Raw genomic sequence first — 26,903 nt, 5'->3', positions numbered from 1 at the left:
TCCTTCTTCAGTCCTCGGGGTCGGCGAGCTCGTCGAAGAGCGTCCGGGCGGACAGCCGGCCGGTGTCGGTGACGTCGTGCCCCTCGGGGGTCGACGGCGGCCGCTGGCGGGGGAGCTCGGGTGCGGGCGCGGGCGGCACGGGAAGCAGCTCGCCGGCGACGTCCTCGGCCGGGGCCTCGGTGACCTCGCCGATGAGCACCTCCGCCGGGCTGGGCAGGGGCGCCGGTCGGCCGAAGGCGTAGCCCTGCGCCATGGCGCACCCGTGGTCGAGCAGCCAGGCGGCCTGGTCGAGGTCCTCGATGCCCTCGGCGATCACCTGCAGGCCCATGCCGCGGCCGAGCTGCAGCAGGCCGTGCACCAGCGCGGCGGTCGAGGGCTGGGTGACGACGTCGGCGACGAAGGACCGGTCGATCTTCACGGTGTGGATGGGCAGCCGGTGCAGCGCGGTGATCGCGGAGTAGCCGGTGCCGAAGTCGTCCAGCGCGAGCGTGACGCCCTGGTCGGTGACGACGGCGACCGAGTGCAGCGTGGCCTCGGCCGCGAAGAGCGCCGTCGACTCGGTGATCTCCAGCTCGAGCCGGTGCGGCGGCAGACCGGACTCCTCCAGGGCGGCGGCGACCAGCTCGCTGAAGCCGTCCTCGGCCAGGTGGCGGGCGGAGATGTTGACGTGCACCCGCAGGTCGTCGGCCCAGGTGGCGGCGTCGAGGCAGGCGCGCCGCAGCACCCAGGCGCCGAGCTTCGAGGTGAGCCGGTTGTTCTCGGCGACGTCCAGGAAGACGCCGGGCGGCAGCAGGCCGCGGGTGGGGTGCTGCCAGCGGATGAGCGCCTCGTACCCGAGCAGCGTCTCGTCGGCCAGGTGCACGATCGGCTGGTAGAAGAGCCGCAGCTCGTCGTTGTCGAGCGCGTGCCGCAGCTCGGTCTCCAGCTGCAGGGCATCCACGTCGCTGCGCGACAGCGCCCCCTCGTGCACCTCGATGCGGGCGCGCTGGCCGTCGGCCTTGGCCCTGGTCAGCGCGCTCTGCGCCTGGCGCAGCAGGTCGTCGGGGGTCATGTCGGCGCCGAGCGTGAGGCCCACGCTGGCGGAGAGGGTGATCTCCCGGCCGTTCACCACGAACGGCTCGTCGAGCACGCTCAGCAGGCGGTCGGCCAGCGCGCGCAGCCCGTCGAGGTCCTCGACGTCCTCGGCGACCACCAGGAACTCGTCGGCGCCCAGGCGCACGGCGGTGTCCTCGACCCGGGTGCTCCACCGGAGCCGGTCGGCGAACTGGCTGAGCAGCAGGTCGCCGGCCTCGTGGCCCAGCGCGTCGTTGACCGCCTGGAAGCGGTCGATGTTCAGGTGCACCAGGCCGACCTGCAGGCCGCGGCGGCGGGAGAGCGCGACGGCGTGCCGCAGCCGGTCGGTGAGGGCGCGGCGGTTGGGCAGGCCGGTGAGCGGGTCCATGAACGCGCGGCGGACGGCGTCCTCCTCCGCGCGGCGGCGGTCGGTGACGTCGACCAGCGAGAGGACGACGAACTGCGGCGTCCCGTTGTTCTGCCGCACCACCTCGTGGGACTGGACCACCCACAGCTCGGTGCCGTCCGAGCGGCGCAGCCGGCGCTCTCCGTCGAGCAGCAGGTTCGGGTCCAGCGGGGGCTCGCCCGGCGCCGGCTGCAGCCCGAGATCGCCCACCGGCGGGTCGTCGGGGTGGGCCAGCAGGTCGACGTGCCGGCCGGCGAGGCCCTCGGCGGTGCGGCCGGTGAGGGCGCACATCCGCGGGTTGGCGACCAGCACGTGACCGTCGAGGTCGACGAGGGCCTTGGCGATCGGCGCGTCGAGGAACAGGGCCTGGAACAGCTGGCCCCGGTCGGCGAGCAGCGTGTCGATCGCCCGCAAGCGCTGCCCGGCGCCACCGCCGGGCGTGCCCGGGGAGCGGGGCATCTCGGGTGCGGGGAGGCTCACCGGGACAGCGTCACGCATCGCAGGCGAGAAGTGACGGAACCCGTTCACGGAGAGTCGTGATCGCCCCGTCACACTCCGTCGCAGCAGGTCACACCCGCCCCACGGGTCGCGCCCGCTCCGGGGACCTGCCATGCGCCGCGGGAATCCGGGCCGCCCTCGTCGCGCTCCTGCAGCAGACATCGACGAAAGGACCAGGCGTGGACAAGCGGATCGGGTTCCTGTCCTTCGGCCACTGGCAGCCCATCCCCGGCTCGCTGGTGCGCACCGGGCGGGATGCCCTCGTGCAGAGCGTGGAGCTGGCGGAGGCCGCCGAGGAGATGGGGCTGGACGGCGCCTACGTGCGGGTGCACCACTTCGCCCGGCAGCTGGCCTCGCCGTTCCCGCTGCTGGCCGCGATGGCGGCCCGCACCCGGCGCATCGAGCTGGGCACCGGCGTCATCGACATGCGCTACGAGAACCCGCTGTACATGGCCGAGGAGGCGGCGGCGACCGACCTGCTCGCCGACGGCCGGCTGCAGCTGGGCGTGAGCCGGGGCTCGCCGGAGACGGCGCTGCGCGGCTCGGAGGCGTTCGGCTACCTGCCCGGCGAGGGCAGCACCGACGCCGACCTGGCGCGGCAGAAGACCGCGCTGTTCCTGACCGCGATCTCCGGGCAGCCGGTGGTCGACGCCGACCCGCGGATGACCGGGGGCGCGGCCGGCAAGCTGGCGGTCCAGCCGCAGTCGCCGGGGCTGGCCGACCGCATCTGGTGGGGGTCGGGCACCCGGGCGACGGCGGAGTGGACCGCGCGGCAGGGGCTGAACCTGATGAGCTCCACGCTGCTGGTCGAGGACACCGGCGTGCCCTTCGACGAGCTGCAGGCCGAGCAGATCGCCCGCTACCGCGCCGCCTGGGCCGACGCCGGCTGGGAGCGCGAGCCGCGGGTCTCGGTGAGCCGCAGCGTGCTGCCGATCACCACCGACCAGGACCGGCAGTACTTCGGCGGCGGGCGGGACGGCGAGGACCAGGTCGGCATCCTCGAAGGCGTGCGGGCGCGGTTCGGGAAGAGCTACACCGGTGAGCCCGACGCGCTCGCCGAGGCGCTCGCCAAGGACGCCGCCGTTCGGGAGGCCGACAGCCTGCTGCTCACGGTGCCGAACATGCTGGGCGTCGAGTACAACGCCCGCCTGCTGCGGACGATCGTCGAGCACGTCGCGCCCGCGATCGGCTGGGTGCACCCGGACCGCCGCGGCGCCTGACCGACCCCGGGCATAGGAAGCTCTACCTGCGCCTTGCGGCCCCGATCCGCAGGTAGAGCTTCCTATGCCTCATCGGGGGCGGGCGCTCCAGCGCAGGTCGGGCACGGGCGCGGCCGGCGTTCACCCGCCCGGCGGAACCCGATGCGCCAGGGGTGCCCCGCCGCTCGTCGCACGTCAGGCTTCCCGGGTGCCTTCTGCCGACGACGACGCCCGCTGGGCCGAGGCGCAGCGAGTGCTCGACGGGCTCCCGTCCGAGGCGCTGGAGGCGCGGGTCCGCCGATGGCGTCGGCTCACCATCCTCCTGGTGGTGGGGCTGCTCCTGCTGTCCGTGGCCTTCGCCTTCGCGGTGGCCGCATGGACCGGCGACGAGCCGGCCGCGACGGAGGACGAGCCGCTCTGGCGGGAGATCACCGCGCTCGTCATCGCCGCGTCCGCGTTGGTGCTCGCGGCGGTCGGCATGATCGGGGGGTTGCGAGCCACCCGTCGCCTCGGCGGCCTGGGCAGCCCTCTGACGGTGCTGGGCCGTCGACGGCAGAAGCTGCTCCTGCAGGAACTGCGCGGGCGGGCGCCGCTCGATCCGGCGCACGTCCCCCTGGTCCGCCACCTGGCCGAGCGGCTGACCGCTCAGCGGTGGCTGCTGATCGTCCAGCTGGGCCTGCTGCTCATGTTCGTGGGGCAGTTCATCGGCTCGCCGTCGCCCTGGCGCCTGGGCATGGTCGTGCTGTTCGTCCTCGGCATCGCCGTCGCCGTCCCGCTGATCCTGCGCGACGAACGGCAGGCCCGCCGCTTCCTCTCCGAGCACCCCGATCCACGCGTGGCCTCGTGAGCGGACCGTTCGACGACGACGACCGGGACGCCTGGGCCCGGGCGCAGGCCGAGCTCGACCGGCTCCCGCCGGAGCCCCCGGAGCAGCGGGAGCGGTGCCGCACGGTGCAGCGGCGGCAGTGGGTCCTCGCCATCGTGCTGCTGGTGGCCGCCGTCGCCGTGTTGCTGTTCGTGGTCGTCGTCGACGGTGTCGTCACCGGGTCGGGCGAGGTCCCGCGGTGGCAGAGAGCCACCGGTCTCGCGGTGCTGGTGGCGGGTTTCGGCGCGCCGCTCCTCGCGATGGGGATCGGCGGTGCTGGGCACGACCACGCACGGCACCGGCCGGTGGAGTGGCTGACCGGCGCCCCACGGCGGGCGCTGCTGCGTGCGGCGCGCACCGGGTCGCCGCTCGAGGAGCAGCAGTTGCCCCTCGCGCGCCTCGTCGTCCGCACGCACCTGGCCGCGCAGGGCATCCGCTCGGCACAGGTGGCGGCGCTCCCGCTGGCCCTGACGGGGTCTGCCGTGACTCATCCGGAGCCGGTCGTCTTCGGTTTGGTGGTGGTGATCCTGGTCGCCTCGGTCGCCGCGCTGACCCATCTGCGGAGGGGCGCCCGCCGCTTCCAGCGCTTCCTCGACGAGCACCCTGATCTGACCAGCGGGTCGCGCTAGGTGCGCAGGTCGAAGCCCAGGTCGAGCACGGGCGCGCTGTGGGTCAGCGCCCCGACGGCGAGGTAGTCGACGCCGGTCACCGCCACCTCGGCCGCCCGCTCAAGCGAGAGGCCGCCGCTGGCCTCCAGGCGGACGCCCGTGCCCCGCACCAGCTCCACGGCGGTGCGGGTGTCGGCGAGCGAGAAGTTGTCGAGCAGCACCAGCTCCACGCCCCCCGCGATCGCCTCGCACACCTGGTCGAGGGTGTCGCACTCGACCTCGAGCGGGACGTCGGGCGCCGCCGTCCGCACCGCCTCGACCGCCGCGGTGATGCCGCCGGCCGCGGCCACGTGGTTGTCCTTCACCAGCGCGGCGTCGCCGAGGGCCATGCGGTGGTTGACGCCTCCGCCGCATCGGACGGCGTACTTCTCCAGCACCCGCAGGCCCGGGATCGTCTTGCGGGTGTCGCGGATCGCCGCGTCCGTGCCCGCCACGGCGTCGACCCAGTGCCGGGTCAGCGTGGCGACGCCGGACAGGTGCCCGACCAGGTTCAGCGCGGTGCGCTCCGCCGTCAGCAGCGACCGGGTGGGCCCGGCGACGGTGAGCACGGGCGCGTTCGTGCGGGCGGCCATGCCGTCGGCCGCGTGCAGCGTCACCTCGACGTCGTCGCCGCCCACGATGCCGAACACCGCAGCGGCCACCGGGACGCCGGCCAGCACGCCCGGCGAGCGGGGGACGACGTCACCGGTGGCGCGGGCGCCGGCCGGGACGGTGGCGGCCGTGGTGACGTCGGGCCCCAGCGCGAGGTCCTCGTCGAGGGCCCGGCGGATGACCTGCTCCACGTCCGCGGGGACCAGGCCGCCATCGCGGAGGACGTCGGCCAGCTCTGGCCGCAGCGCGTGCCACTCGGTCATGCCACTCCCTGGGTCTGGTCGACCGCGGTCAGCGGCACGGTGCGGGTGTGCAGGTGGCCGGTGCCGTCGATGTGGTGTGCGAGCCGCACCTGCCACTCGGGCCGCGTGCCGGGCGCGTCGGCCCGCCGGTGGCAGCCCCGGCTCTCCGGGCGGGCGAGCGCGGCGGTGGCCAGCAGGGTGGCGACGGTGTGCACCGCCGTGGCCTCGACCGCGGCCACGTCGAGCGGGCCGCCGGTGCGCGGAGTCGCGGCGAGCAGGCCGGTCAGCTCGGTGAGGCCGTCGACGGCGCGCAGGACACCGGCGTGCCGGCTGGTGGCGACGCCGATCGCCGCACGCGCCGCGGGGTCGACCGCCCCGGTCGGTACGGCGCGCGCGGCCACCGGCTCCGCCGGGAGGCCCGCGGGCAGCGTGGTGTCCAGCAGCGCGGCGCAGCGGCGGGCGGCGACCAGCCCCTCGGTGATCGAGTTGGAGGCCAGCCGGTTGGCCCCGTGCACGCCGGTGCAGGCGACCTCCCCGACGGCGAACAGCCCGGGGACGCCGGTGCGGCCGTCGAGGTCGGCGAGCACCCCGCCGCAGGTGTAGTGCGCGCCCGGCGCCACCGGGACGGGCTGGGTAGCCGGGTCGGTGCCGGCCTCGCGGCAGGCGCGGACGATGCCGGGGAAGCGCCGCTCCAGGAACGCGGCCCCCAGGTGGGTCGCGTCCAGGAAGACGCAGTCCGCACCGGTCGCCGCCAGGTGCGCGGCGACGGTCGCCGAGACGACGTCGCGGGGCGCGAGGTCCGCCAGCGGGTGCGCACCGGCCATGACCCGCTGGCCGGCGCCGTCGACGAGCACTGCCCCCTCGCCGCGCACCGCCTCGGAGACCAGCACCTGCTGTCCCGCGGCACCCGGCCCCTGCCAGAGCACGGTGGGGTGGAACTGCACCATCTCGACGTCGGCGACCTCGGCCCCGGCGCGCAGCGCGAGCGCCAGCCCGTCACCGGTCGTGCCCGCGGGGCTGGTCGCGGCGGCGTACGCCTGCCCGTAGCCACCGGTGGCGAGGACGACGGCGTGCGCGCGCAGGTCCCCGGCGTCGGTCAGGGTGCCGTCGTCGGCCGCCCGGGCGACGCGCAGGCCGACCACGCTCCCGCCTGCGGCGTGCAGCGCCTCCAGCGCGACGGTGCGCTCGAGCACCTCGACGCCCGCCGCGCCGAGCGCCCCGACCAGCGTGCGGGTGACCTCGGCGCCGCTGGCGTCGCCGCCGGCGTGCACGATCCGGTCGCGGCTGTGCCCGCCCTCGCGGGTGAGCGCGGGCCGGCCGTCGCCGTCCAGATCGAGCCGGGCCCCCAGGTGCTGCAGCAGCCGGACGGCGGCCGGCGCCTCGGCGACCAGGGTGGCCACGGCGGTCTCGTCGCACAGACCCGCGCCCGCGGTGAGCGTGTCCTGCAGGTGCAGCGCGGCGTCGTCGTCGGCGCCCAGGACGGCGGCCAGCCCGCCCTGCGCCCAACGCGTGCTGCCGGCGCCGAGCGCGCCCTTGGTGACGACGGTGACCCGCCGCCCGGCGTCGGCCAGCGCGAGCGCGGTCATCAGCCCGGCCGCGCCGCTGCCGACGACGACCACGTCGGTGGTGCGCCGCCACGTGGCGGCGGGCAGCGGCAGCGCAGGGACGACGGCGGGGGCCACCGGTGCGGTGCGGCGCGGCCCCGCGGTCACTCGCCGACCAGCGACGGGGTGCCGAGGGCGATCATCGCCTCGACGGCCGAGCGGGCGCGGGCGGCGACGTCCGGGTCGACGGTGACCTCGTCGCGGCCCTCGCGCAGCGCCCGCAGCAGCTTCTCCGGCGTCGACATCTTCATGTACGGGCACTCGGCGCGCGGGTTCACCGCCTCGAACGCCGCGGCCGGGTTGGCCTGGCGGAGCTGGTGCAGCATGCCGATCTCGGTGGCGACGAGCACGCGCTTCGCCGTCGTCCGCTTCGCCTGGGCGAGCATCGCGCCGGTGGAGAGGACGTGGACGCGGTCCGAGGGCAGGTCGCCCTGGCCGACCATCCACAGCGCGCTGGTGGCGCAGCCGCACTCGGGGTGGACCAAGACCTCGGCGTCGGGGGCGTCCTCGATGCTCTGCCGCAGGTCGGTGGGGGAGATGCCGGCGTGCACGTGGCACTCGCCCATCCAGATGCGCATGTTGCGCCGCCCGGTGACCCGCTGGACGTGCGCGCCCAGGAACTGGTCGGGGAGGAAGAGCACCTCGCGGTCGGCGGGGATGGACTCGACCACCTCGACGGCGTTGGACGAGGTGCAGCAGATGTCGGTCTCGGCCTTCACCTCGGCGGTGGTGTTGACGTAGGAGACGACGGCGGCACCCGGGTGTTCGGCCTTCCACGCGCGCAGCTGGTCGGCGGTGATGGTGTCGGCCAGCGAGCAACCGGCGGCGGCGTCGGGCACCAGCACGGTCTTCTCGGGAGCGAGGATCTTCGCCGTCTCGGCCATGAAGTGGACGCCGGCGAAGACGATCGTGCTCGCGGTGCTGGCGGCGGCGATGCGGGACAGGGCCAGGGAGTCGCCCACGTGGTCGGCGACGTCCTGGATCGGCGCGGCCTGGTAGTTGTGCGCCAGGACGACGGCGTCGCGCTCGGCGGCCAGCCGGCGCACCTCGTCGCGCCAGTCCTGCCACTGCTCCGGCGTCCACTGCGCGGTGGTGGGGGCGGGGAGCGTTGCGGTCACCGGGACCTCCGGAGGAGTGGGGGTTTCGTACTGGCAGGCGAAAACCTCTGGTGGAAAACCTAGCATGGAATCCGTGACGTCCGTGTGGTCCTCGCCCGAGCGACCGGCCTTCCCGCACCAGGCCCTGGCCGTGGTGCTGCAGGTCCGCGGTGCGCGCCTGCACGTGATGCTCTGGCGGCGCGCCAAGGAGCCCTTCGCCGGCGCCTGGGCGCTCCCGGGCGGGCCGCTGCGCCCCGACGAGACCCTCGGCGCCTCGGTGGGGCGGCAGCTCGCCGCCAAGGTGGAGGTCGCGCAGCTCGCGCACCTGGAGCAGCTGGAGACCCGCAGCGACCCGCACCGCGATCCGCGCAGCCGCACCGTGGCCACCGCCTACCTGGGGCTCATCCCCGGCGACCTCGACCCGGCGCTGCCCGAGGACACCGCCTGGCACCCGGTCGACGCGCTGCCGGAGACGGCGTTCGACCACGGCTCGATCGTCGGATCGGGGCTGGAGCGGCTGCGGGCGAAGCTCTCCTACACCAACGTCGCCTTCGCGCTGGCCCCGCCGACGTTCTCCATCGCCGAACTGCGCGAGGTGTACGTCGCCGCGCTCGGCTACGAGGTCACCGCGACCAACCTGCAGCGGGTGCTGCTGCGCCGCGGCGTGCTGGAGCCGACGGGGGAGGTGGCGGCGTCCGGCCGCGCCGGCGGGCGGCCCGCGGCGCTCTACCGCTTCGAGACGACGAACCTCGAGGTGACCGACCCGTTCGCCGTCCTCAAGCCGCCGTCGACCCGGAGGCGCTGAACCGGCCGACGCCCCCGGGTCGTGCGCAGCGGGTCAGGCGAACTTGGCCTTCGCGTGCTCGCTGAACTGCCGCATCGCGGCCACCGGTCCGATCTCCAGGAACGCCGTGTCCTCGTCCATGCGAGCGGTGTGCCCGGCCGGCCAGTAGTAGGCGTGCCCGGCCGGCGTGAGCTCCTCCCCGCCGTCCGCGCCGGTGAGCCGCACGGCACCCTCCAGGACCAGACCCCAGTGCGGGCTCGGGCACCGGTCGCCGGGCAGGCCCTCGAGCACCGGGCTCATGTCGGTCCCGGCAGGCACGCGCGCGAACCGCACGGCCAGGTCCCCCCACTCCGCGTACCGGGTGACGATGCCGCCCTGCCGGATCTCGATGGGGAGTTCGTCGAGTGCGCCGTTCATGGTCCCGTCCTCTCGTCGTCCTACGACCGGCCGATCGACCGGTCGTAGGAGAGGCGGGACAAACGTTGTTCCCCCGGGGAGGTCGACGGTCCGTCGACCGGCTCCGTCCGCCCCTACGCTCGGGTGGTCCGGTGGGGGAGGCGCGATGACGGCGAGTGGGCTCGGTCAGGCCCCGGCGGACGGCCGCGCGGGCGCGGCGCTGGACCGGGGGGACTTCCGGGCGGCGGTCGCCCTGCTGCGCGAGGTGGAGGAGCAGCGGCCGCTGACGCCGGCGGAGCTGGACCTGCTGGGGCGCAGCGCCTACGGAGCCGGTCAGTTCGAGGCCGCGATCACCGCGTGGGAACAGCAGAGCGCGGCGTGCCACTCGCTCGGCGACGACGTCGCCGCGGCGGAGGCGGCGACGACGGTCGCCATGTTCCTGATGATGGAGACCGGGCTGATGGCGCCGGTGCGCGGCTGGCTCGCCCGGGCGGAGCGGCTGCTGGGCGACCGGCCGGAGTCGCCGACGCACGCCCTGCTCGCGATGACGCACACCTACGAGCGGTTCATGTGCGGGGACGCGGAGGCCTCCGCCCGCTGGGCCGAGCAGGCCATCGACCTGGGGGGACGTCACGACGTCCCGCTGGCAGCTGCTCTCGGCCGGGTGGCGACCGCCCGGCTGATGATCCTGACCGGGGCGGTCGAGCCGGGGCTGTCGCTGCTCGACGAGGTGGCCGTGAGCGTGGTGTCCGGTGAGCTCGATGCCCTCGGCGCCGGGATGGTCTACTGCGAGCTGATCTGCGCCATGCAGGGGCTGGCGCAGTACGACCGGGCCGAGCAGTGGACCGAGGCCATGGAGCGCTGGCGGGTGGGCCACGCCTACGGCGGCTTCATCGGCCGCTGCCGGGTGCACCGGGCCGAGATCCTGCGGCTGCGCGGCGCGTGCTCGGCGGCCACGGAGGAAGCGCTCGAGGCCTGCCGCGAGCTGCGCCCGTGGATGCGGCGGGAGTTCGGCTGGCCGCTCACCGAGCTCGGGGCGATCCGGTTGCGGACCGGCGACCTGGTCGGTGCGGAAGCAGCCCTCCTCGAGGCGCTCGGGCACGGCTGGGAGCCCCAGCCGTGGCTGGCGCTGCTGCGGCTGGCGCAGGGCCAGGTCGGGGCGGCCGCCGCGATGATCGCCGACGCGCTCGAGCACCCGTGCACGGTGCCGTCCAAGGAGTGGCCGCCGCTCGGTGCGCTCCGACGGGCGCCCCTGCTCGTGGCCCAGGTCGAGATCTGCGCCGCCGCAGGGGATGTCGGGACGGCGCGGACGGCGACCGGTCAGCTGTCAGGGATCGCGCAGACCTACCGCAGCCGGGCGCTGTCCGCCGCGGCCGCCCTCGCGCGCGGCCGGCTGCTGCTCGCCGAGGGGGACGCCGAGGCGGCCGTCGGCGAGTGCGAGGCGGCGGTGACCGGCTGGAGCGACGTCGGGGCCCCGTACGAGGCCGCCGTCGCACAGCTCGTCCTGGCCGACGCCGAGCGGTCGCTGGGGCGGGGAGTGCACGCCGAGCTGCGGGAACGCGCCGCACGCGCGACGGCCGCCCGCATCGGAGCTGCGTTGGCGGGCGGGCACCCCACCCCTGGGACCTCGCCGCCCACCGCCTCGGAGTGCGCGTTCCGTCGCGACGGGGACGTCCGGACGGTGGCCTTCGCCGGCCGCACCGTCGTCGTGCGGGATCTCAAGGGGATGCGCTACCTGGCCCGCCTCCTGGCCGAGCCCGACCGCGAGTTCCACGTCCTGGACCTGGTCGGCGGCGAGACCGGGGAGAAGGCCCGGCCGGGCGGAGACCTGGGCCCGGTCATCGACGGTCAGGCGCGGGCGGCCTACCGGCGCCGGTTGGCCGAGATCGACGACGACATGGCACAGGCCGAGGCGCTCGGCGACGACACGCGGCTCGCCTTGGCGCAGGCCGATCGCGACTACCTGATCCGGGAACTGGCCGGCGCGTTCGGCCTCGGCGGGCGGGTCCGCGTCGCGGGATCCGCGTCCGAGCGGGCCCGTGCCAGCGTCAGCCGGTCCCTGCGCTACGCCGTCTCCCGGATCGCCGAGCACCATCCGGCGATGGCCGACCACCTGGTGCGGACGGTCCGCACCGGGACCTACTGCCGCTACGTCCCCGACCCGCGGGTGCCGACCTCCTGGGAGGTCTGACGGCCGGGTGGTCGACCGAGGAGCGGACCCGCCGCATCCGGTCGCCCACGATGGTCCAGCGCAGCGTCATCTCCTTCAGGTGACCCACCCGTTCCTGGTCCTCAGGTCTCCCTCGGTGACCCGGGGACCGGTCGCGGACCCCTGGAACGGGCCTGGTCGGGCGATCGGCGGCCGGGTCACTCGCCGGTGGCCCCGTCCAGCGCCTCCCGGAGCAGGTCGGCGTGGCCGTTGTGCCGGGCGTACTCCTCGACCAGGTGGAGCAGGATCCAGCGCAGCGAGAAGGTGTCGTCGCGGCCCCACGGCCGGTCCTCGGTGTCGAGCGGCAGCCGGTGGGCGACCTCGCCCACCGCATCGGCCGCCGCACGCCAGGTCGCCCACGCCCGGGCCACGTCGTCCGCGGTGACGGTGGCCGGGTCGACGCGCCACTGCTCGTCCCGCTCGCGGACGACGTCGGGCCACAGGTCGTGGGGGAGGCCGCCGAAGCCGACGAGCCAGCCGGTCTCCACGGCCGCGAGGTGGCGCACCATGCCCAGCAGCGTGAGCTCGGAGGTCGGGACGGCCCGCGTGGCCAGCTGCCTGGGCGTCAGCTCCGCGCACTTCCACTCCAGCGTCTGCCGGTGGTACTCCAGGAAGCCGGTCAGCAGCGTCGCCTCGGCCCCGGTCAGCGGGGGCTCGGTGCGGTGGTCGGCTGGGGTCATCGGGACCTCACCTCCGGGTCGGGGGCGCGCGGTGGGCGCCGTCGGCGGGCATCCTGCGGTACGGGTCCGACATCCGGGGGTGGGCCGTCGCGCCGCGGCAGGACCGTCACCGTTCGGCTTGCGCGGTCCGCCGCTGCTTCCGGAGAAGGAAGGCGCCCACGCCCAGGTTCGCGACGGCCAGGAGGGTGAAGACGACCGTCGCGACCATGCCGCCGGAGGAGCCCCACCCGCCGACGGCGAGCACCGTCCACATCGTCCCGAGGACGAAGTACAACGTCGGGCTCGGGCGTCTGACGGGCCTGTCCACGAGCTGTTCGTAGGTCACGAAACGGGGAAGGGCAAGGGCCGGGAACGGCCGGTCGAGAAGACCGGTGCCGAGCGGGGAGCGCTCGTCCCGGACGGTCCACCGGGCACCCCGCGCCACGGCGCATCGACGCTCGCCGCGATCTCGGTGTCCGGCGGGCGGCGGCCCTGCCCGCAGCGGCGGGTCGACGCGCCCGGCAGGTGAGCGGGACCGTTGTGGGTCACGGCGTCACGCGGGCAGCACCCCCATGCCGAACGGGTGGACGTGGCTACGGGGGTGGCCGGTGCAACCGCAGACGGCAGCCTCGCCTTCGTGGTCGCGGTAGTCGCAGCACGGCACCAGCTCAGCCGCCGTAGCTCCGCCGATCGGCTCGCGGTCGACCAGGCGGACCAGCGTGTAGCCGACGATAGCCAGGGCTCCCAGGACGGCGACGGCGATGATCAGCGTCTTGACGATCTCGATGACGACGGCGACGACGACCAGCACCGCGATCAGTCTCCACATGCAAACGATCATTCCCCCAGCACGTCGGCGTGACGACTGGGCATCGCTCTGCCTGGGGACTCCAGCACCCGGAGCCACCGATCCGGACCACGAGTAGGACCAGAGCAACGGCGCCACCCGCGGTCGGATCCTCGGGAGCGCGCCCGGCAGGACTCGAACCTGCGACCAAGTGCTTAGAAGGCACCTGCTCTATCCGCTGAGCTACGGGCGCTCGGACGCCGATCATCGCACCGCCCCGCGAGGTCGCGGCAGCGGTTGGTCACCGCGTCGTCCACAGGAGGGAGGCGCATCCACAGTTCCCGGGACGGCCTCCCGGTGAGTGGGCGCGGCGGTGAGGGTCGACGGCACACCGGCACCGCGCCGGTCGCGCCGTCCGGCGCAGCACCCTGAGGAGCACCGTGAACGACACCTTCGTCACCGTCGTCGGCAACGTCGCCGACGACCCGCGTCGCAAGACCACGCAGAACGGCGCGGTGACCAACTTCCGCCTCGCCTCCACCGCCCGCCGCTTCGACGCCGGCCTCGGGCAGTTCGTCGACTCCGGCACCTTCTGGATCGACGTCGAGTGCTGGAACGGCCTGAGCGGCAACGTCGCCGGATCGATCAGCAAGGGCGACCCGGTGATCGTCCAGGGCACCCTGACCACGCACAGCTGGGAGTCGGACAACGGGCCGCGCAGCAAGCCGCAGATCAGGGCGTACGCCGTCGGCCCGAACCTCGCCAAGGGCATGGCGGTCTTCAAGCGCGACCGGTCCGGTCGCGCGCCCGACGCGGTCGCGGGGAACGCCCCGGGTTCCGCCGCCGTCGAGCCCGGCCACGGGGCCGAGCCCGACGCTCCCACGCCCGGGTGGGACTACGAGGGGGACGACGCGACGTTGTCCTCCGTGGACGGCCCCGATCTGCCGCAGGAGTCCGCGCACGCCTAGTTGCCCGGGCTGGGAGGATCGGAGGCGAGAACGTACGGGGTGGGGCCGCGACCTGCGGCCCCGCCCCCGCTCGCGAGACGACGGAAGGCTCCGAAGCCAGTGGCTCAGTACATCTACACGATGGTCCGCGCGCGCAAGGCGCACGGCGACAAGGTGATCCTCGACGACGTCACCCTGTCGTTCCTGCCCGGCGCCAAGATCGGCGTCGTCGGCCCCAACGGCGCCGGCAAGTCGACCGTGCTGCAGATCATGGCCGGTCTGCAGCAGCCCTCCAACGGCGACGCGACGCTCGCGCCCGACGCGACGGTCGGCATCCTGCTGCAGGAGCCGCCCCTCAACGAGGAGCTCGACGTCCGCGGCAACGTGGAGGAGGCGGTGAAGCCGCTCCGCGACGCGCTGCGCCGCTTCGAGGAGGTCAGCGCGGCGATGGGCGAGCCCGACGCCGACTTCGACTCCCTCCTCGCCGAGCAGGGCGAGCTCATGGAGGTCATCGAGAACCACGACGGCTGGGAGCTCGACGCCCGCATCGAGCAGGCCATGGACGCGCTGCGCTGCCCGCCGGGCGACGCCGACGTCACCGTCCTCTCCGGTGGCGAGCGCCGCCGCGTCGCGCTGTGCCGGCTGCTGCTGGAGGCGCCGGACCTGCTGCTGCTCGACGAGCCCACCAACCACCTGGACGCCGAGAGCGTGGCGTGGCTGGAGCAGCACCTGGAGAAGTACGCCGGCACCGTCGTCGCCGTCACCCACGACCGGTACTTCCTCGACAACGTGGCCCAGTGGATCCTCGAGCTCGACCGGGGCCGGGCCTACCCCTACGAGGGCAACTACTCCACCTACCTCGAGACCAAGGCCGCGCGTCTCCAGGTCGAGGGCGCCAAGGACGCCAAGCGCCAGAAGCGCCTCAAGGAGGAGCTGGAGTGGGTCCGCTCCGGCGCCAAGGCCCGCCAGGCCAAGAGCAAGGCGCGGCTGGCCCGCTACGAGGAGATGGCCGCGGAGGCCGAGAAGTTCCGCAAGCTGGACTTCGAGGAGATCCAGATCCCGCCGGGCCCGCGCCTGGGCAGCGTCGTCGTCGAGACGCGGAACCTGACCAAGGGCTTCGGCGACCGCGTGCTCATCGACGACCTGTCCTTCACGCTGCCGCGCAACGGCATCGTCGGCGTGGTCGGCCCCAACGGCGTCGGGAAGACCACGCTGTTCAAGATGCTGGTCGGCGAGGAGAAGCCGGACGACGGCGAGATCAAGGTGGGCGAGACCGTGCAGCTCTCCTACGTCGAGCAGAGCCGCGGCGGCATCGACCCGAAGAAGACGCTGTGGGAGGTCGTCTCCGACGGCCTGGACCACATCAAGGTCGGCAACGTCGAGATGCCCTCGCGCGCCTACGTCGCCGCGTTCGGCTTCAAGGGCCCGGACCAGCAGAAGCCGGCCGGTGTGCTCTCCGGTGGTGAGCGCAACCGGCTGAACCTGGCGCTGACCCTCAAGCAGGGCGGCAACCTGCTGCTGCTCGACGAGCCCACCAACGACCTCGACACCGAGACGCTCACCAGCCTCGAGGGCGCGCTGCTGGAGTTCCCCGGCTGCGCCGTGGTCGTGAGCCACGACCGGTGGTTCCTCGACCGGGTGGCGACGCACATCCTCGCCTACGAGGGCGACTCCAAGTGGTTCTGGTTCGAGGGCAACTTCGCCGACTACGAGAAGAACAAGGTGGAGCGGCTCGGCCCGGACGCGGCCCGGCCGCACCGCGCCACCTACCGCAAGCTCACCCGCGACTGAAAGGACCCCCTCGCCCCCCGGCACTCGCGAGCTCGTGCCGGGGCCCTGCGAGGGGGCCGTTCCAGCGTCTTGCTGACGGCCGGTCCGAAGCGCTCGCTCCGGGCCGGCCGTCGGCGTCTGCGGACCGGCCCGGAGCCTTCCGGACGACGCCGGGCGTCGGCGTCCCGGGCGGTCAGCTCCCCGCGAAGCGGGCGACGAACCGGGCCTGGCCGCGGGTCTCGATCGCGTGCGGCCGGTAGTGGCTGCGCACGTAGGCGACCGCGCGGGCGGCCGGCAGGCCGTCGAGCACCGCGAGGCAGGCCAGTGCCGTCCCGGTACGGCCCGTGCCGCCGGCGCACGCCACCTCGACCCGTTCGGACCCCGCCCGCTCCAGCACCTCGCGCAGGGCGTCGCCGAGGTCGGCCGGGGAGGTGGGCAGGCGGAAGTCCGGCCAACGCACCCACCGGGTCTCCCAGGACACCGGGCACGGTGCCCGGCCGAGCAGGTAGACGCCGAACTCGGGGTCCGGGCCCTCGGCCAGGGGACGGCGCAGCCCGCGCCCGCGCAGCCCGCGCCCGCGCAACCGGCGGCCCGACGGCAGCACCAGCACACCCGGTTCGGTATCGGCCCAGGGCTCCACACCGGCACCGTAGGCCGCCCGTCCGCCGTCGGGAACGGGTACCGCGCCGGCGCGCTTCCGCGATGCGGCAGGGTGGTGCCCGTGAGGCACACCGTGCACGTCGCCATGCGCTGGTCGGACATGGACGCCTACCAGCACATCAACAACGTCGCCTTCCTCGGCTACTTCGAGATGGCGCGCGTCAACCTGTTCTTCGAGCAGCCCACGCACGACGAGCGGACCGGTCTCCGGCGCGGGCTCGTCGTCGCCTCGCACGAGATCGCCTACAAGCGGTCGGTCGTCTACGACCGGGAGCCGCTGGAGGTGCAGGTGTGGGTGTCCGGCGTCCGGGCTGCCGCGTTCACCTGCCACTACGAGCTGTTCGACCACGGGCGGCTCGCCGTCACCGGCAGCACGCTGCTCGTGCCGTTCGACTTCGCCCTGAACCGGCCGCGCCGGCTCACCGCGGAGGAGAAGGAGTTCCTGGCCCGCTGGGCCGACGAGCCGGCCGGCTGAGCCGCCGAGGGTCCCGGCGGGCAGTAGCGCTCTGCCCACCGGGGCGGGGCAGAGCGCGAGCGTCGCGGGACCTGGTGGTGGGGGCGGCTGGGGCGGCCACGAGCCGTCCGCGTGCCCGCCCGCTGGCCCGACGAGTCGGCTGGACGTGCGGGCCCGGGGGAAAAGCGGTTCCGCGATCGGGACGGGCGGAGCAAGGTGGTCCGCGCGGGGGGCGGTCGGCCCGGAGCGCGGGCCCGACCGGCAGGCGTCCGTCATCGCCGGTCGGGGTGAGGCGGGCGCCGACACCCATCGGAAGGACCTCCGCCATGACCTCCACCGAGCCCACCACCCAGCCGGCCGCTCCTGCCCCCAGGAGCTCGCAGGAACCGACCCCGGGCACCGACGCCGTCGTCGACCGGCTGTTCACGGCGGTCCTGGCCACCCTGGACGTCCAGACGGCGTACCTCGGTGACCGGCTCGGCTACTACCGGGCGCTGGCCGACGGCGGACCGCAGACGTCGGCCGAGCTGGCGGCGCGCTGCGGGACCGCCGAGCGGTACACCCGCGAGTGGCTCGAGCAGCAGGCGGTGACCGGGTTCCTCACCGCGGCGGACTCGCCGTCGGAGCCCGGGAACCCGCTGCTGCGCCGCTTCACCCTGCCCCCCGGTGCCGTCGCGCCGTTCACCGATCAGCTCAGCCCCGACCACCTGCTGCCCCTGGCCCGCTTGGTGGTGGGCGTCGGCACGCACGTGGCCGCGCTGGTCGAGGCGCACCGCACCGGTGGAGGGGTGGCGTGGGCGGACCTGGCGACGACGTCCGCGAGGCCCAGGCGGCGGCGAACCGGCCGCTGTTCCTGGGGGCTCTCGGACGGGAGCACCTGCCCTCGCTGCCCGAGGTGGACGAAGCCCTCCGCGCCGGGGGGCGCGTCGCCGACATCGGGTGCGGCGAGGGCTGGTCTGCTATCGGCATCGCCCTGGCGTACCCGGCGGCGACCGTGGACGGGTTCGACGTCGACGTCCCCTCCGTCGAGGCCGCCCGCCGGCATGCCGCCGAGGCCGGCGTCGGGGACCGGGTCCGCTTCGAGCTCGCCGACGCCGCCTCGGTCGGCCGGGACGGGGATTACGACGTCGTCACCGCGTTCGAGTGCATCCACGACCTGCCGCGGCCGGTAGCCGTCCTCTCGGCGATGCGCCGGCTGGCCGGTGAGGACGGCTACGTGCTGGTCATGGACGAACGGGTCGCCGAGACGTTCAGCGCTCCCGGGGACGACGTCGAGCGGCTCATGTACGGCTACAGCGTGATGTGCTGCCTGGCCGACGGCCTGTCCTCGCTGCCCTCCGCCGGCACCGGCACGGTGATGCGACCGGACACCCTGCGCCGGTACGCCCGCGAGGCAGGGTTCTCGGACCTGGAGGTGCTCCCCGTCGACGACGACTTCTTCCGCTTCTACCGCCTCATCGGCTGAGCGCGGCCAGGCGCCCGGCGGCTCAGCCGGCGACGTGGCGCGGCACCGGCCGGTCGGCTCCGGTCGGCGCGCCACGCCGGGCGGCCTCCTCCTCGGTCACCGGGCGCACGAGCGCACCCTCGGCGATCCCCGCGCCGCCGAACACCGCCGCGTTGATGCCGCCGCGGTGCACCATCGCCTTGACCAGCGTCAGCCCGGTCAGCCGCTCCAGGTGCGTGCACGGCGGGCACCGCTTCATCCCGAACAGCAGCGCGTCGCCCACCGCGAACCAGCGGCCCACCAGCGAGGGCAGGTCCACACCGGTGGTCACCAGGTTGCGACGGGTGTCCGAGGTCGAGAACTCGCCGCCCACCTCCGCGGCCACCGCGGCGACGTCGTCCCGGTCGATCAGCGTCAGCTGCTTCTCCAGGTCCGGGTACTGCACCCACGTCCCGCCACCGAGCGCGTAGCGGTCGCCCTCGAGCCCCACCCCGGGCAGCAACCGCGCCGAGGACAGCCGGCGCAGCGGGGCCGTCGCCTCGCGCGTCGACCAGATCTCCAGCAGCGAACCAGCGTCCATCGCGGGCCTCCGGGCTCAGGCGGCGGCGGGGGAGCGGCGCCCCCGGGCCGGGGGGACGTCGTCGGCGCCGCGGGCGTCGAGCGCCTCGCTGATCGTGTGCGCCATCTGCAGCAGCTGCACCAGCAGCGGGGTCACCGTCGTCCGGACGCCGCGGAGCCCGCGCGCGGAACCGCCGCGCGCGGCCTGGGCCTCCCGGATGCGCTCGGCTCGCTCGGCCAGCACCGGGATGAACCGCAGCGCCATCGAGACGACCAGCCCGATCCGGGCCGGCCGCACGCCCACCACGCGCAGCGGCGCGCACAACCGCTCGATCACGGCGACCATCTCCGTCACCCGCGTCGTCGCCGTGACGACGGCGGCGGCCAGCACGAGCGCGAGCAGCCGCAGCACGGTCAGCGCGGCCGTCGGCAGGTCGCTGAACAGGGCGTGGAAGACGAACAGTCCGGCCAGCCACCACCGCACCGTCCGCGCCTGCCGGGCCAGCGTGGCCGCGGGCAGGCGGGCGGCGCCGAGCCCCACCGCCAGCACCGCGAGCAGGGCGGCGCCCGTCACCGGCAGCGCGGGCACCGCGAAGAGGAGCACCGCCAGCGCCGCGAGCGCCAGCAGCTTGCCACCGGCCGGGATGCGGTGGACCAGGCTGCGCCGCGGGACGTAGAGCGCGAGGGTCATCGCCGCTCCATCAGCGCCCGGTAGGCGGCGACCGCCGGCCGGGGCGCGGCGTCCTCGACGATCCGGCCGCCGTCGACGACCAGCACGCGGTCGAAGCCGTCGAGCAGGTCGAGCTGGTGGGTGACGACGACGACCTGCTGCTCGAGCTCGTGGATGACCCGCGCGACCCGCCGCGCGTTGACCAGGTCCAGCAGCGTCGTCGGCTCGTCGAAGACGACGCGGGCGGGCCGCATGACCAGCACGCCGGCGATCGCCAGCAGCTGCTTCTGCCCGCCGGAGAGCAGGTGCGCGGGGTGGTCGGCGTGCCCGGCCAGCCCGTACCGCGCCAGCACCTCGGCGACCCGCTCGGCGCGCTCGGCCGCCGGTACGCCCTGGTTCTCCAGCCCGTACGCCGCGTCCTCGGCGACGGTGGGGTGCACGATCTGGGCGTCGGGGTCCTGGAACACGAAGCCCACGCGGCGGCGGACCTCGCGCACGGAGGTGCGGGTGTCCAGGCCGTCGACCAGCACCTGCCCGGCCGTGGGCACGACCAGCCCGTTGAGCAGCCGGGCGAGCGTGCTCTTGCCCGAGCCGTTGGCCCCCACGACGCCGATGCGCGCCTCGGTCAGGTGCAGGTCGACGTCGGCCAGCACGGGGCGGTCGCCGTAGCGGTGGGAGACCCCGCGCAGCTCGATCCCGCGCGCGGGGTCGGTGACCGCATCGGGCCGCGGCTCCGGCCGGCGGAACCTCACCGGGTGGCGACCGCCCGCTGCGGTCGCTCGATGACCGGGTAGCTGCGACGCACCTGGGCGGCGATCGCCGCGGCGATGAAGGCCTTGGCGGCGTCCCCGGGGAGGAACGGCAGGGCGCCGGAGAGGATCGCCTCGCCCAGCGACAGGTTCGCGACGGCGGCCAGCACCGGCACGCCGATCAGGTAGACGACGACCATCCCGCCGACGACGTTGAACACCATGCCCCAGGCGACGTTGTAGCGGGCCCAGAACCGCTCGGTCAGCCAGCCGGTGACGAACGCGGCCAGCGGCCAGCTGAACAGGTAGCCGGCGGTCGGGCCGGCGAACACGGCCAGACCACCCGTGCCGCTGGAGAGCAGCGGCAGGCCGATGGCGACCAGCACGAGGAACAGCAGGACCGACAGGAAGCCGCGCCGGGCACCCAGGACGCTTCCGGCCAGCATCACGCCGAGGGTCTGGGCGGTGATCGGAACGGGGCCGATGTTGACCGCCGGCAGGGTCCCCAGCACGGCGATGACGGCCGCGAAGAGGGCGATGTAGGCGAGGTCCCGGGTCTTCATGTCAGCTCCTGCGATGCGCCGGTGGTCAGGCGCCGCCAGCCCGGCGTCACCTGCGGCAAGGTACCCGAGCGCCGCGGGGCGCCCGGATACCGGCCGGTGAGGTCAGGCCTGCAGCCACACCGCCGCGTCGTCGGGCAGCTTCCCGTCGTCGACCGGCGCGCTGCTCAGCAGCACGCGGCCCTCGGGCACCGGTACCGGGGCACCCGACAGGTTGACCAGGCAGACGAGCCCACCCGGACGGCGGAAGGCGACACAACGGTCGGGTGACTGCAACCACTCGACGTCCTCCCCGCTGACCAGCGGGGACGACGCCCGCAGGGCCAGCGCGCGTCGGTACAGCGACAGCATCGAGTCGTCGTCGGCACGCTGCGCCTCGGCCGTGAGCCGACCCCACCCCTCGGGCATGGGCAGCCAGGTGCCGGCGGCCGACGAGAAGCCGTACGAGGGCTCGGTGCCCGACCACGGCACGGGGATCCGGCAGGCGTCCCGCCCGCGCTCGGTGCCGCCCGAGCGGAACCAGATGGGGTCCTGCAGCACCTCGTCGGGCAGGTCGACGTCGGGCATGCCGAGCTCGTCGCCGTTGTAGAGGTAGGCCGCGCCGGGCAGGGCCAGCTGCAGCAGCGCGGCCGCGCGGGCGCGCCGGGTGCCGAGCTCGCCGTCGCCGTAGCGGGTCACGTGCCGCGGCCGGTCGTGGTTGGACAGCACCCAGCAGGCCGGCGCAGCCGTGCCGTCGACCGCGGCGAGGGAGTGGGTGATCGCGTCGCGCAGCCCCTCGGGGGTCCACTCCGCGGTGAGCAGCTTGAAGTTGAAGGCGAGCTGGAGCTCGTCGTCGCGCAGGTACCGGGCGAGCCGGTCGTCGTCGGAGACCCACACCTCGCCGACCGCCATCGTGCCGGGGTACTGGTCGAGCACCGCCCGGATCCGGCGGTGGACCACGTGCACGCCGTCCTGGTCGAACCGGTGGTCACCGGGGCCGTGGTCGTCCAGCAGCCCCGTGTCGTCCATCGGCACCATGTCCGGCAGCCCCTCGGGCTTGGCCATGCCGTGCGCGACGTCGATGCGGAAGCCGTCCACCCCGCGGTCGAGCCAGAACCGCATCGTCTCCTCGAGATCGGCGACGACCTCGGCGTTGGCGAAGTCCAGGTCGGGCTGCTCGGGGGCGAAGATGTGCATGTACCACTGCCCGTCGGGCACCCGGGTCCAGGCCGGGCCGCCGAACACCGACGGCCAGTTGTTCGGCGGCTCGCTGCCATCGGGCCCGCGGCCGTCGCGGAACAGGTAGCGCGCCCGCTCCGGCGAGCCCGGGCCGGCGGCCAGCGCCGCCTGGAACCACTCGTGCTCGTGCGAGCTGTGGTTGGGCACCAGGTCGATGGTGACCCGCAGGCCCAGCGCATGGGCGTCGGCGAGCACCGCGTCGAACTCCGCGAGGTCGCCGAAGACGGGCTCCACGTCGCGCGGGTCGGCGACGTCGTAGCCGTGGTCGGCCATCGGGGAGGGGAAGAACGGCGTGATCCAGAGGGCGTCGACGCCGAGGTCGCGCAGGTAGGGCAACCGCGACCGCAGGCCGATCAGGTCCCCGACGCCGTCGCCGTTCCCGTCGGCGAAGCTGCGGATGTAGACCTGGTAGAAGACCGCCTCGCGCCACCAGTCGGCGCCGGGCCGCGACGTGCGGTCGGCCCCCTGCAGGGGCCCACCGCGAGCCTCGACCGGCCCCCCTGCAGGGTCCCGCCGCGAGCCTGCGAGCGGCGGGGGGCAGGGGGGTCCTTCACGGGGGGCAGGGGGTCCTTCGACGGGGCTCACCGGGCTCCTCTGGACGGGTACGTGCGGGGGTGAGGTGCGCGTTCGGATCCCGGCGAGGGGACCGGCGCGGCGCGGGGCCGGCTCGTGCGTCGTCGCTCCGAGCGGCCGGTCAAGCCTACGGCGACGTCCTCAGCGGTTCTGCATGCTCTGGGCCGCCATCTCCAGGTAGCCCCACAACGTGGCGTCCTGCTCCGGCGGCAGCCCGAGGGAGTCGACGGCGTCGCGCATGTGGGTGAGCCAGGCGTCGCGCTCGACCGGGCCGATGGCGAACGGCGCGTGGCGCATGCGCAGCCGCGGGTGCCCGCGCTGCTCGGAGTACGTGGTCGGCCCGCCCCAGTACTGCTCCAGGAAACCGCGCAGCCGCGTCTCGGCGCCCTCCCAGTCGTCCTGGGGGTACATCGGCTGCAGCACGGGGTCGGTGCGGACGGCGGCGTAGAAGCGCTGCACCAGCCGGCGGAAGGTCTCCTCGCCGCCGACCTCGTCGTAGAAGGTCCGCGCCGACGGCAGGGACCGCCTCGACTCGCTCATGCCCCGGGTGCCTCCTCGGCCTCGATCGCGGCGTCCGCCCGGTTGCGCGTCCGCCGATAGGCCCTCAGCGCCGGGGCGACCGCGATCATTCCGACGGCGCCCGAGAGGGCGACCACGACGGCGGGCCGGAGACCCTCGGCGGCCAGACCGGCGGCGAGCGCACCCACGCCCTGCACACCGGCCAGCCCGCTGGCCGCGACCCCGAACGCGCGCCCGCGGTACGCGCTGGGCACGGCCTGCACGAAGGCGACGTTGAGCGGGATCGACCAGGCCGCGCCGAGCCCGGAGAGGAACAGCATCCCGACGAGGACCCAGAACGGCACCACGCCCGGCCCGGCGACCGCCGCGACGACGCCGCCGACGAGCACCGGCGCCAGCGAGACCGCCACCAGGGGGACGACGAGCCGCTCCCGCCGCGCCGGTGGGACGAGGCGGGCGATCACCAGGCCGCCGATCGTGACCCCCAGCGGGTTCGCCGCGAGCAGGACGCCGACCGCCGTCGCCCCCTGCCCCAGCGAGTCGACCAGCGGCGCGGCGATCCCCTCGGAGGCGTAGACGAACCCGGTCGTCACCCAGAGGACGCCGACGATCGCCAGCAGGCGGGGGCTGCGCCGGATGAAACGCAGGCCCTCGGCGGTGTCCCGCCACAGCGACCCGGGGCTGCCGCCCCCCTCGGCCACCGGCGCCGGCCGGGGGTTCAGGCGCGCCCACAGCCAGATGGCGGAGACGACGAAGGTGGCCGAGTCGACCAGCAGGGCGGCGGACGGGTTGAGGACGGCGATCAGCGCACCGCCGGCCAGGAACCCGGCCACCTGGGCCAGTTGCAGCGTGATGCCGGTGAGCGAGGTGGCGACGGCGTAGCGGTCCCCGTCGAGCACGTCGGCCATGAGCGCCGACCGCGCCGACTCGAACGGGGGTGCGCACAACCCGACCACGAACAGCAGGGCGAGCAGGACCGGCAGCGGCATGCCCGGGATCGCCATGAGGGCGACGAGCACGGCGCGGGCGGCGTCGGTGGCGATCAGCACCCGGTGGCGGGGCAGCCGGTCGGCGAAGGCCGACAGGAACGGCCCGCCCAGCAGCCACGGCAGGTGGCTGATCGCGAAGGTGAGGGCGGCGAGCAGCGGCGAGGAGGTGCGGTCGTAGACCAGGACGGTCAGCGCCACCCGGGCCAGCTCGTCACCGGCCGCGGACAGCAGGTAGGTGCCGAACAGCGGCCGGAACTCGCCGACGGCGAAGACCTCGCGGAACGTGGCCTGCCGGACGGCGCCCTCGGCGGGACCGTCCGGGGCGGCGGCGCTCACCGGGGCCCCGATCCGGTGCTGGTGGGAGAGCCGGGCGACGGGACCGGACCGCGGATGCCCTCGGCCTGCGCGCACAGCCGGGAGCCGGCGCGGGCGGCGGCGTCCGGCTCGGCCGCGGCGGCGAGCACGGGCGGTGATCCGGTCATTACCGGAATCATTTCAGGCGCGACCCGCGGAGTCTGCACTGCCGACTGCGCGTGTCCATCCCGTTACCCGAAGCACCGGTCACCCGGTCAGGCCGGTGTGGGCCGCCAGGAAGGCCAGCTGGTCGGCCGCGAGCCCGACCGTGCGGCTGACCGCGCGGGCGCCGTGCCCCACCGAGGTCTCCCGGCGGAGCACGACCGGCGCCGCGGCCGAGGTCGCGTGCTGCAGCGCGGCGGCCAGCTTCCGCCCGTGCAGGGGGTCGACGCGGGTGTCGGACTCGAACGTCGTGAACAGCACCGCCGGGTACGCCGTCCCGTCGCGGACGGCGTGGTACGGCGAGTAGCCCAGCAGCCAGCCCAACTCCAGGGGGTCCTCGGCGGTGCCGTACTCGTCGTTCCAGGTGCGGCCCAGGCCGAACCGCTCGTAGCGCACCATGTCCAGCAGGGGTGCGCTGCAGACGACGGCGGCCACGAGGTCGGGGCGCTGCGTCAGCGTGGCGCCGACCAGCAGGCCGCCGTTCGACCCGCCCATGACCGCGAGCTGCCCGTGCGTCGTCCACCCCTGGGCCACCAGGTGCTCCCCGGCGGCGGCGAAGTCGTCGAACACGTTCTGCTTGCGCTCGCGCATGCCGGCGCGGTGCCACTCCTCGCCGTGCTCGGACCCGCCGCGCAGGTTGGCCACCACCCAGATGCCGCCGGCCTCCACCCACGCCAGGGCCTGCGCCGTGTAGGCGGGGGTGAGCGAGACGTTGAAGCCGCCGTAGCCGTAGAGCACCGCCGGGCGGGGCCGGTCGGGCGCCCCGGAGCCGGAGAGGACGAACAGGTGCACGGGCGTGCCGTCCGCCGACCGCGCATGGGTCTCCACGACGGTCACCGCAGGCACCTCGCCGGCGACGTCGGCGGACTCCCAGGGCACCAGGGTCCCCGGCGCCGCCGCGTCCCAGCGCAGCACCGAGGGCGGCGTCGCGTAGTCGGTGTAGCCGACCCAGGCCGCGGTGCCGCCCTCGGGCGGGGCGCTCACCCCGGAGATGCTGCCGGCGCCGGGGCGTGCGACCTCGCTGATCCGGCCGCCGCCGTCCCCCGCCCAGAGGGAGAGCCGGTCGGTGGCGTCCACGGCGTGCACCGCCAGCACCTGCAGGGCGCCGCCCGGTGCGTCGACGAGCGCCACGTCGGAGAGCACGGCGCCTTCCTGCTCCGGGACGACGTCGGTCCACGCCTCGGGCGCCCAGGTGGCCGGGTCCTCGGGGTCCGCGACCGCGAGCCGCCAGCGCGGGGCGTCGCGGTCGCTCACCAGCCACAGCCGGCCGTCGCGCGCCACCCACGCGGCGGTCTGGGCGTCGACGCCGCGCTGCAGCTCCCGCAGGCCGCCGTCCCCGGACAGGTCGGCGAGCCAGACGTCGTCGCGCGGGGCGGTGCCGGCCGACGCCGAGACGACCAGCCACCGGCCGTCGGTGCTGGTGCGGACGCCGTAGTAGTTGGTGGGGTCCAGCCCCTCCCCGTGGACCAGCACGTCGTCGTCCGGGGAGCTGCCGACGCGGTGGCGCCACACGCGGCGGTGGAACTGCTCCTCGCCCGCCGGCACCTGGTCGGGCGCCAGCCGGCGGACGTAGAAGAGCTCCTCGCCGCCGGGCAGCCAGCCGACGGGGGAGTAGCGGCACCGGTCGACCGGCCCGTCGAGCAGCTCGCCCGTGGCGACGTCGAGGACGTAGAGCCTCGACTCCTCGTCGCCGCCGGTGCTCACCTGGTAGGCCAGCCGGTCGCCCTCCCACGAGGGCGACCACGCGTCGAGGGTCGTCGTCCCCTCCGGATCGAGCGCCATCGGGTCGACGAGCACGCGCACCGTCCCGTCCGCCTCGCGCACCCGCAGCACGGCGTGCTCCTGGCCCGGGTCGCGGCGGGTGGAGAAGGCCCGCCCGCCGCGCCACACGGGCACGCCGACGGCGCCCGCCCGCACCAGCTCGCCGAGCCGCGCGGCGAACCGCTCGCGGGCCGGCAGCGCGTCCAGCACCTCGGCGGCCAGGCGGTCCTGGGCCGCCGACCACTCCTGCGTGCGCGGGTCGGCGGGATCCTCCAGCCAGCGGTAGGGGTCGGCGACGCGGTGGCCGTGGAGCTCCTCGACCAGGTCCAGGCGCGGGGCGTCCGGGTAGCGCATGCCGGGCACGCTAGGGCATGTCTCCTAACCGCTTGAGCCAGAGGGTGACCGCGCGCAGGACTGCTGCGGCCCGGTAGACGACGGCGAGCTTGTCGTAGCGGGT

The 26,903-nt window shown here is 75.0% G+C and carries 27 protein-coding genes and 1 tRNA gene; 9 read left to right on the top strand and 19 right to left on the bottom strand.

The features are described from left to right. Positions 1–7: 7 nt before the first annotated feature. The gene (locus BMW62_RS13720; RefSeq protein WP_244524036.1) at positions 8–1,939 is read right to left on the bottom strand and encodes a putative bifunctional diguanylate cyclase/phosphodiesterase; all 1,932 of its coding nucleotides are present in this window, start codon (positions 1,937–1,939) and stop codon (positions 8–10) included. Positions 1,940–2,136: 197 nt separating this feature from the next. Here BMW62_RS13720 and BMW62_RS13715 point away from each other — a divergent pair, with 197 nt between their 5' ends. The 3 genes from BMW62_RS13715 to BMW62_RS13705 all read left to right on the top strand — a co-directional run bounded on the left by BMW62_RS13715 (position 2,137) and on the right by BMW62_RS13705 (position 4,650). Then, complete coding sequence (locus BMW62_RS13715) at positions 2,137–3,177, top strand: LLM class flavin-dependent oxidoreductase (RefSeq protein WP_091931439.1); 1,041 nt, start codon at positions 2,137–2,139, stop codon at positions 3,175–3,177. 187 nt (positions 3,178–3,364) lie between these two features. Continuing rightward, entirely contained in the window at positions 3,365–4,003 is a 639-nt protein-coding gene (locus BMW62_RS13710; protein ID WP_139206267.1) for a hypothetical protein, read from the top strand. Beyond that, positions 4,000–4,650, top strand: coding sequence for a hypothetical protein (locus tag BMW62_RS13705; RefSeq protein ID WP_091931435.1), 651 nt, complete (start codon positions 4,000–4,002; stop codon positions 4,648–4,650). Before BMW62_RS13710 ends, BMW62_RS13705 begins: the two co-directional genes overlap by 4 nt. On the opposite strand, the gene nadC is transcribed toward BMW62_RS13705, so the two are convergent. Genes nadC through nadA form a run of 3 tightly spaced genes read right to left on the bottom strand, consistent with a single transcriptional unit; the run spans position 4,647 to position 8,244 of the window. Continuing rightward, positions 4,647–5,543: a carboxylating nicotinate-nucleotide diphosphorylase gene (gene nadC / locus BMW62_RS13700; protein WP_091931434.1), complete on the bottom strand. Its 897-nt coding sequence runs from the start codon at positions 5,541–5,543 to the stop codon at positions 4,647–4,649. The genes BMW62_RS13705 and nadC overlap by 4 nt on opposite strands. Beyond that, a complete protein-coding gene (locus tag BMW62_RS13695; RefSeq protein ID WP_091931432.1) occupies positions 5,540–7,234 on the bottom strand; it encodes an L-aspartate oxidase in 1,695 nt (564 codons plus the stop codon). Before BMW62_RS13695 ends, nadC begins: the two co-directional genes overlap by 4 nt. Next, entirely contained in the window at positions 7,231–8,244 is a 1,014-nt protein-coding gene (gene nadA, locus BMW62_RS13690; RefSeq protein WP_091931430.1) for a quinolinate synthase NadA, read from the bottom strand. The genes BMW62_RS13695 and nadA overlap by 4 nt, the downstream gene beginning before the upstream one ends. A 73-nt stretch (positions 8,245–8,317) precedes the next feature. Here nadA and BMW62_RS13685 point away from each other — a divergent pair, with 73 nt between their 5' ends. Then, positions 8,318–9,028, top strand: a complete 711-nt coding sequence (locus BMW62_RS13685) for an NUDIX hydrolase (protein ID WP_091931684.1) — start codon at positions 8,318–8,320, stop codon at positions 9,026–9,028. Positions 9,029–9,061: 33 nt separating this feature from the next. On the opposite strand, the gene BMW62_RS13680 is transcribed toward BMW62_RS13685, so the two are convergent. Then, positions 9,062–9,424, bottom strand: a complete 363-nt coding sequence (locus tag BMW62_RS13680) for a cupin domain-containing protein (protein ID WP_091931429.1) — start codon at positions 9,422–9,424, stop codon at positions 9,062–9,064. 145 nt (positions 9,425–9,569) lie between these two features. Here BMW62_RS13680 and BMW62_RS23235 point away from each other — a divergent pair, with 145 nt between their 5' ends. Further along, entirely contained in the window at positions 9,570–11,594 is a 2,025-nt protein-coding gene (locus BMW62_RS23235) for a hypothetical protein (protein WP_091931427.1), read from the top strand. 176 nt (positions 11,595–11,770) lie between these two features. Here the strand turns inward: BMW62_RS23235 and BMW62_RS13670 are convergent, their stop codons facing one another. The 4 genes from BMW62_RS13670 to BMW62_RS13655 all read right to left on the bottom strand — a co-directional run bounded on the left by BMW62_RS13670 (position 11,771) and on the right by BMW62_RS13655 (position 13,311). Next, on the bottom strand, positions 11,771–12,292 hold the full coding sequence (locus BMW62_RS13670) for a DinB family protein (RefSeq protein ID WP_091931426.1): 522 nt from the start codon (positions 12,290–12,292) through the stop codon (positions 11,771–11,773). 106 nt (positions 12,293–12,398) lie between these two features. Beyond that, positions 12,399–12,599, bottom strand: coding sequence for a hypothetical protein (locus BMW62_RS22210; RefSeq protein WP_139206266.1), 201 nt, complete (start codon positions 12,597–12,599; stop codon positions 12,399–12,401). A 225-nt stretch (positions 12,600–12,824) separates the two neighbouring features. Next, positions 12,825–13,100, bottom strand: coding sequence for a hypothetical protein (locus BMW62_RS13660; RefSeq protein ID WP_139206265.1), 276 nt, complete (start codon positions 13,098–13,100; stop codon positions 12,825–12,827). Between the two features lie 138 nt (positions 13,101–13,238). After that, positions 13,239–13,311: transfer RNA gene (locus BMW62_RS13655), tRNA-Arg, on the bottom strand. Between the two features lie 187 nt (positions 13,312–13,498). Between BMW62_RS13655 and BMW62_RS13650 the strand changes: the two genes are divergently transcribed. Both BMW62_RS13650 and ettA read left to right on the top strand, forming a co-directional pair. Continuing rightward, on the top strand, positions 13,499–14,026 hold the full coding sequence (locus BMW62_RS13650; protein ID WP_091931421.1) for a single-stranded DNA-binding protein: 528 nt from the start codon (positions 13,499–13,501) through the stop codon (positions 14,024–14,026). A gap of 99 nt (positions 14,027–14,125) precedes the next feature. Next, a complete protein-coding gene (gene ettA / locus BMW62_RS13645; RefSeq protein ID WP_091931420.1) occupies positions 14,126–15,796 on the top strand; it encodes an energy-dependent translational throttle protein EttA in 1,671 nt (556 codons plus the stop codon). Positions 15,797–15,968: 172 nt separating this feature from the next. Here ettA and BMW62_RS13640 read toward each other — a convergent pair whose 3' ends face one another. After that, positions 15,969–16,415, bottom strand: a complete 447-nt coding sequence (locus BMW62_RS13640) for a protein-tyrosine phosphatase family protein (RefSeq protein ID WP_091931419.1) — start codon at positions 16,413–16,415, stop codon at positions 15,969–15,971. 81 nt (positions 16,416–16,496) lie between these two features. Between BMW62_RS13640 and BMW62_RS13635 the strand changes: the two genes are divergently transcribed. Next, a complete protein-coding gene (locus BMW62_RS13635) occupies positions 16,497–16,910 on the top strand; it encodes an acyl-CoA thioesterase (protein ID WP_091931418.1) in 414 nt (137 codons plus the stop codon). Between the two features lie 772 nt (positions 16,911–17,682). Continuing rightward, a complete protein-coding gene (locus BMW62_RS22965; RefSeq protein ID WP_211435117.1) occupies positions 17,683–18,354 on the top strand; it encodes a class I SAM-dependent methyltransferase in 672 nt (223 codons plus the stop codon). Between the two features lie 22 nt (positions 18,355–18,376). On the opposite strand, the gene BMW62_RS13625 is transcribed toward BMW62_RS22965, so the two are convergent. From BMW62_RS13625 to BMW62_RS13590, 9 genes are all read right to left on the bottom strand, one after another. Further along, positions 18,377–18,913: an MOSC domain-containing protein gene (locus BMW62_RS13625; protein WP_091931417.1), complete on the bottom strand. Its 537-nt coding sequence runs from the start codon at positions 18,911–18,913 to the stop codon at positions 18,377–18,379. A 15-nt stretch (positions 18,914–18,928) separates the two neighbouring features. Next, positions 18,929–19,582: an energy-coupling factor transporter transmembrane component T family protein gene (locus BMW62_RS13620; RefSeq protein ID WP_091931416.1), complete on the bottom strand. Its 654-nt coding sequence runs from the start codon at positions 19,580–19,582 to the stop codon at positions 18,929–18,931. Beyond that, positions 19,579–20,313 carry an energy-coupling factor ABC transporter ATP-binding protein gene (locus BMW62_RS13615; protein ID WP_170852374.1) on the bottom strand — a complete coding sequence of 245 codons (735 nt, stop codon included), beginning with the start codon at positions 20,311–20,313 and terminating at the stop codon, positions 19,579–19,581. Before BMW62_RS13615 ends, BMW62_RS13620 begins: the two co-directional genes overlap by 4 nt. Next, positions 20,310–20,873 carry a biotin transporter BioY gene (locus BMW62_RS13610; protein ID WP_091931415.1) on the bottom strand — a complete coding sequence of 188 codons (564 nt, stop codon included), beginning with the start codon at positions 20,871–20,873 and terminating at the stop codon, positions 20,310–20,312. The genes BMW62_RS13615 and BMW62_RS13610 overlap by 4 nt, the downstream gene beginning before the upstream one ends. A gap of 102 nt (positions 20,874–20,975) precedes the next feature. Further along, entirely contained in the window at positions 20,976–22,673 is a 1,698-nt protein-coding gene (locus BMW62_RS13605; protein ID WP_244524035.1) for a glycoside hydrolase family 13 protein, read from the bottom strand. Between the two features lie 129 nt (positions 22,674–22,802). Then, on the bottom strand, positions 22,803–23,201 hold the full coding sequence (locus BMW62_RS13600; protein ID WP_091931414.1) for a globin: 399 nt from the start codon (positions 23,199–23,201) through the stop codon (positions 22,803–22,805). Further along, complete coding sequence (locus BMW62_RS13595) at positions 23,198–24,505, bottom strand: MFS transporter (protein ID WP_091931413.1); 1,308 nt, start codon at positions 24,503–24,505, stop codon at positions 23,198–23,200. Before BMW62_RS13595 ends, BMW62_RS13600 begins: the two co-directional genes overlap by 4 nt. After that, the gene (locus tag BMW62_RS22675) at positions 24,502–24,651 is read right to left on the bottom strand and encodes a hypothetical protein (RefSeq protein ID WP_170852373.1); all 150 of its coding nucleotides are present in this window, start codon (positions 24,649–24,651) and stop codon (positions 24,502–24,504) included. The genes BMW62_RS13595 and BMW62_RS22675 overlap by 4 nt, the downstream gene beginning before the upstream one ends. A 79-nt stretch (positions 24,652–24,730) precedes the next feature. Next, the gene (locus BMW62_RS13590; RefSeq protein ID WP_091931676.1) at positions 24,731–26,800 is read right to left on the bottom strand and encodes a prolyl oligopeptidase family serine peptidase; all 2,070 of its coding nucleotides are present in this window, start codon (positions 26,798–26,800) and stop codon (positions 24,731–24,733) included. Between the last annotated feature and the right edge of the window lie 103 nt (positions 26,801–26,903).

This window comes from Blastococcus sp. DSM 46786, assembly GCF_900109665.1.
In the GTDB taxonomy this organism is placed as follows: domain Bacteria; phylum Actinomycetota; class Actinomycetes; order Mycobacteriales; family Geodermatophilaceae; genus Blastococcus; species Blastococcus carthaginiensis.
The sequence above is the reverse complement of the archived record's forward strand: the minus strand, read 5'-3'. Positions and strand labels throughout refer to the sequence as shown.

Excerpts from the sequence above, each read along its gene's own strand:
- BMW62_RS13610 (WP_091931415.1), bottom strand. The coding sequence starts at position 20,873 with ATGAAGACCCGGGACCTCGCCTACATCGCCCTCTTCGCGGCCGTCATC.
- BMW62_RS13680 (WP_091931429.1), bottom strand. The coding sequence starts at position 9,424 with ATGAACGGCGCACTCGACGAACTCCCCATCGAGATCCGGCAGGGCGGC.
- BMW62_RS13620 (WP_091931416.1), bottom strand. The coding sequence starts at position 19,582 with ATGACCCTCGCGCTCTACGTCCCGCGGCGCAGCCTGGTCCACCGCATC.
- BMW62_RS13625 (WP_091931417.1), bottom strand. The coding sequence starts at position 18,913 with ATGGACGCTGGTTCGCTGCTGGAGATCTGGTCGACGCGCGAGGCGACG.
- BMW62_RS23235 (WP_091931427.1), top strand. The coding sequence starts at position 9,570 with ATGACGGCGAGTGGGCTCGGTCAGGCCCCGGCGGACGGCCGCGCGGGC.
- BMW62_RS13670 (WP_091931426.1), bottom strand. The coding sequence starts at position 12,292 with ATGACCCCAGCCGACCACCGCACCGAGCCCCCGCTGACCGGGGCCGAG.
- BMW62_RS13590 (WP_091931676.1), bottom strand. The coding sequence starts at position 26,800 with ATGCGCTACCCGGACGCCCCGCGCCTGGACCTGGTCGAGGAGCTCCAC.
- nadC (WP_091931434.1), bottom strand. The coding sequence starts at position 5,543 with ATGACCGAGTGGCACGCGCTGCGGCCAGAGCTGGCCGACGTCCTCCGC.
- BMW62_RS22675 (WP_170852373.1), bottom strand. The coding sequence starts at position 24,651 with ATGACCGGATCACCGCCCGTGCTCGCCGCCGCGGCCGAGCCGGACGCC.
- BMW62_RS13600 (WP_091931414.1), bottom strand. The coding sequence starts at position 23,201 with ATGAGCGAGTCGAGGCGGTCCCTGCCGTCGGCGCGGACCTTCTACGAC.
- BMW62_RS13660 (WP_139206265.1), bottom strand. The coding sequence starts at position 13,100 with ATGTGGAGACTGATCGCGGTGCTGGTCGTCGTCGCCGTCGTCATCGAG.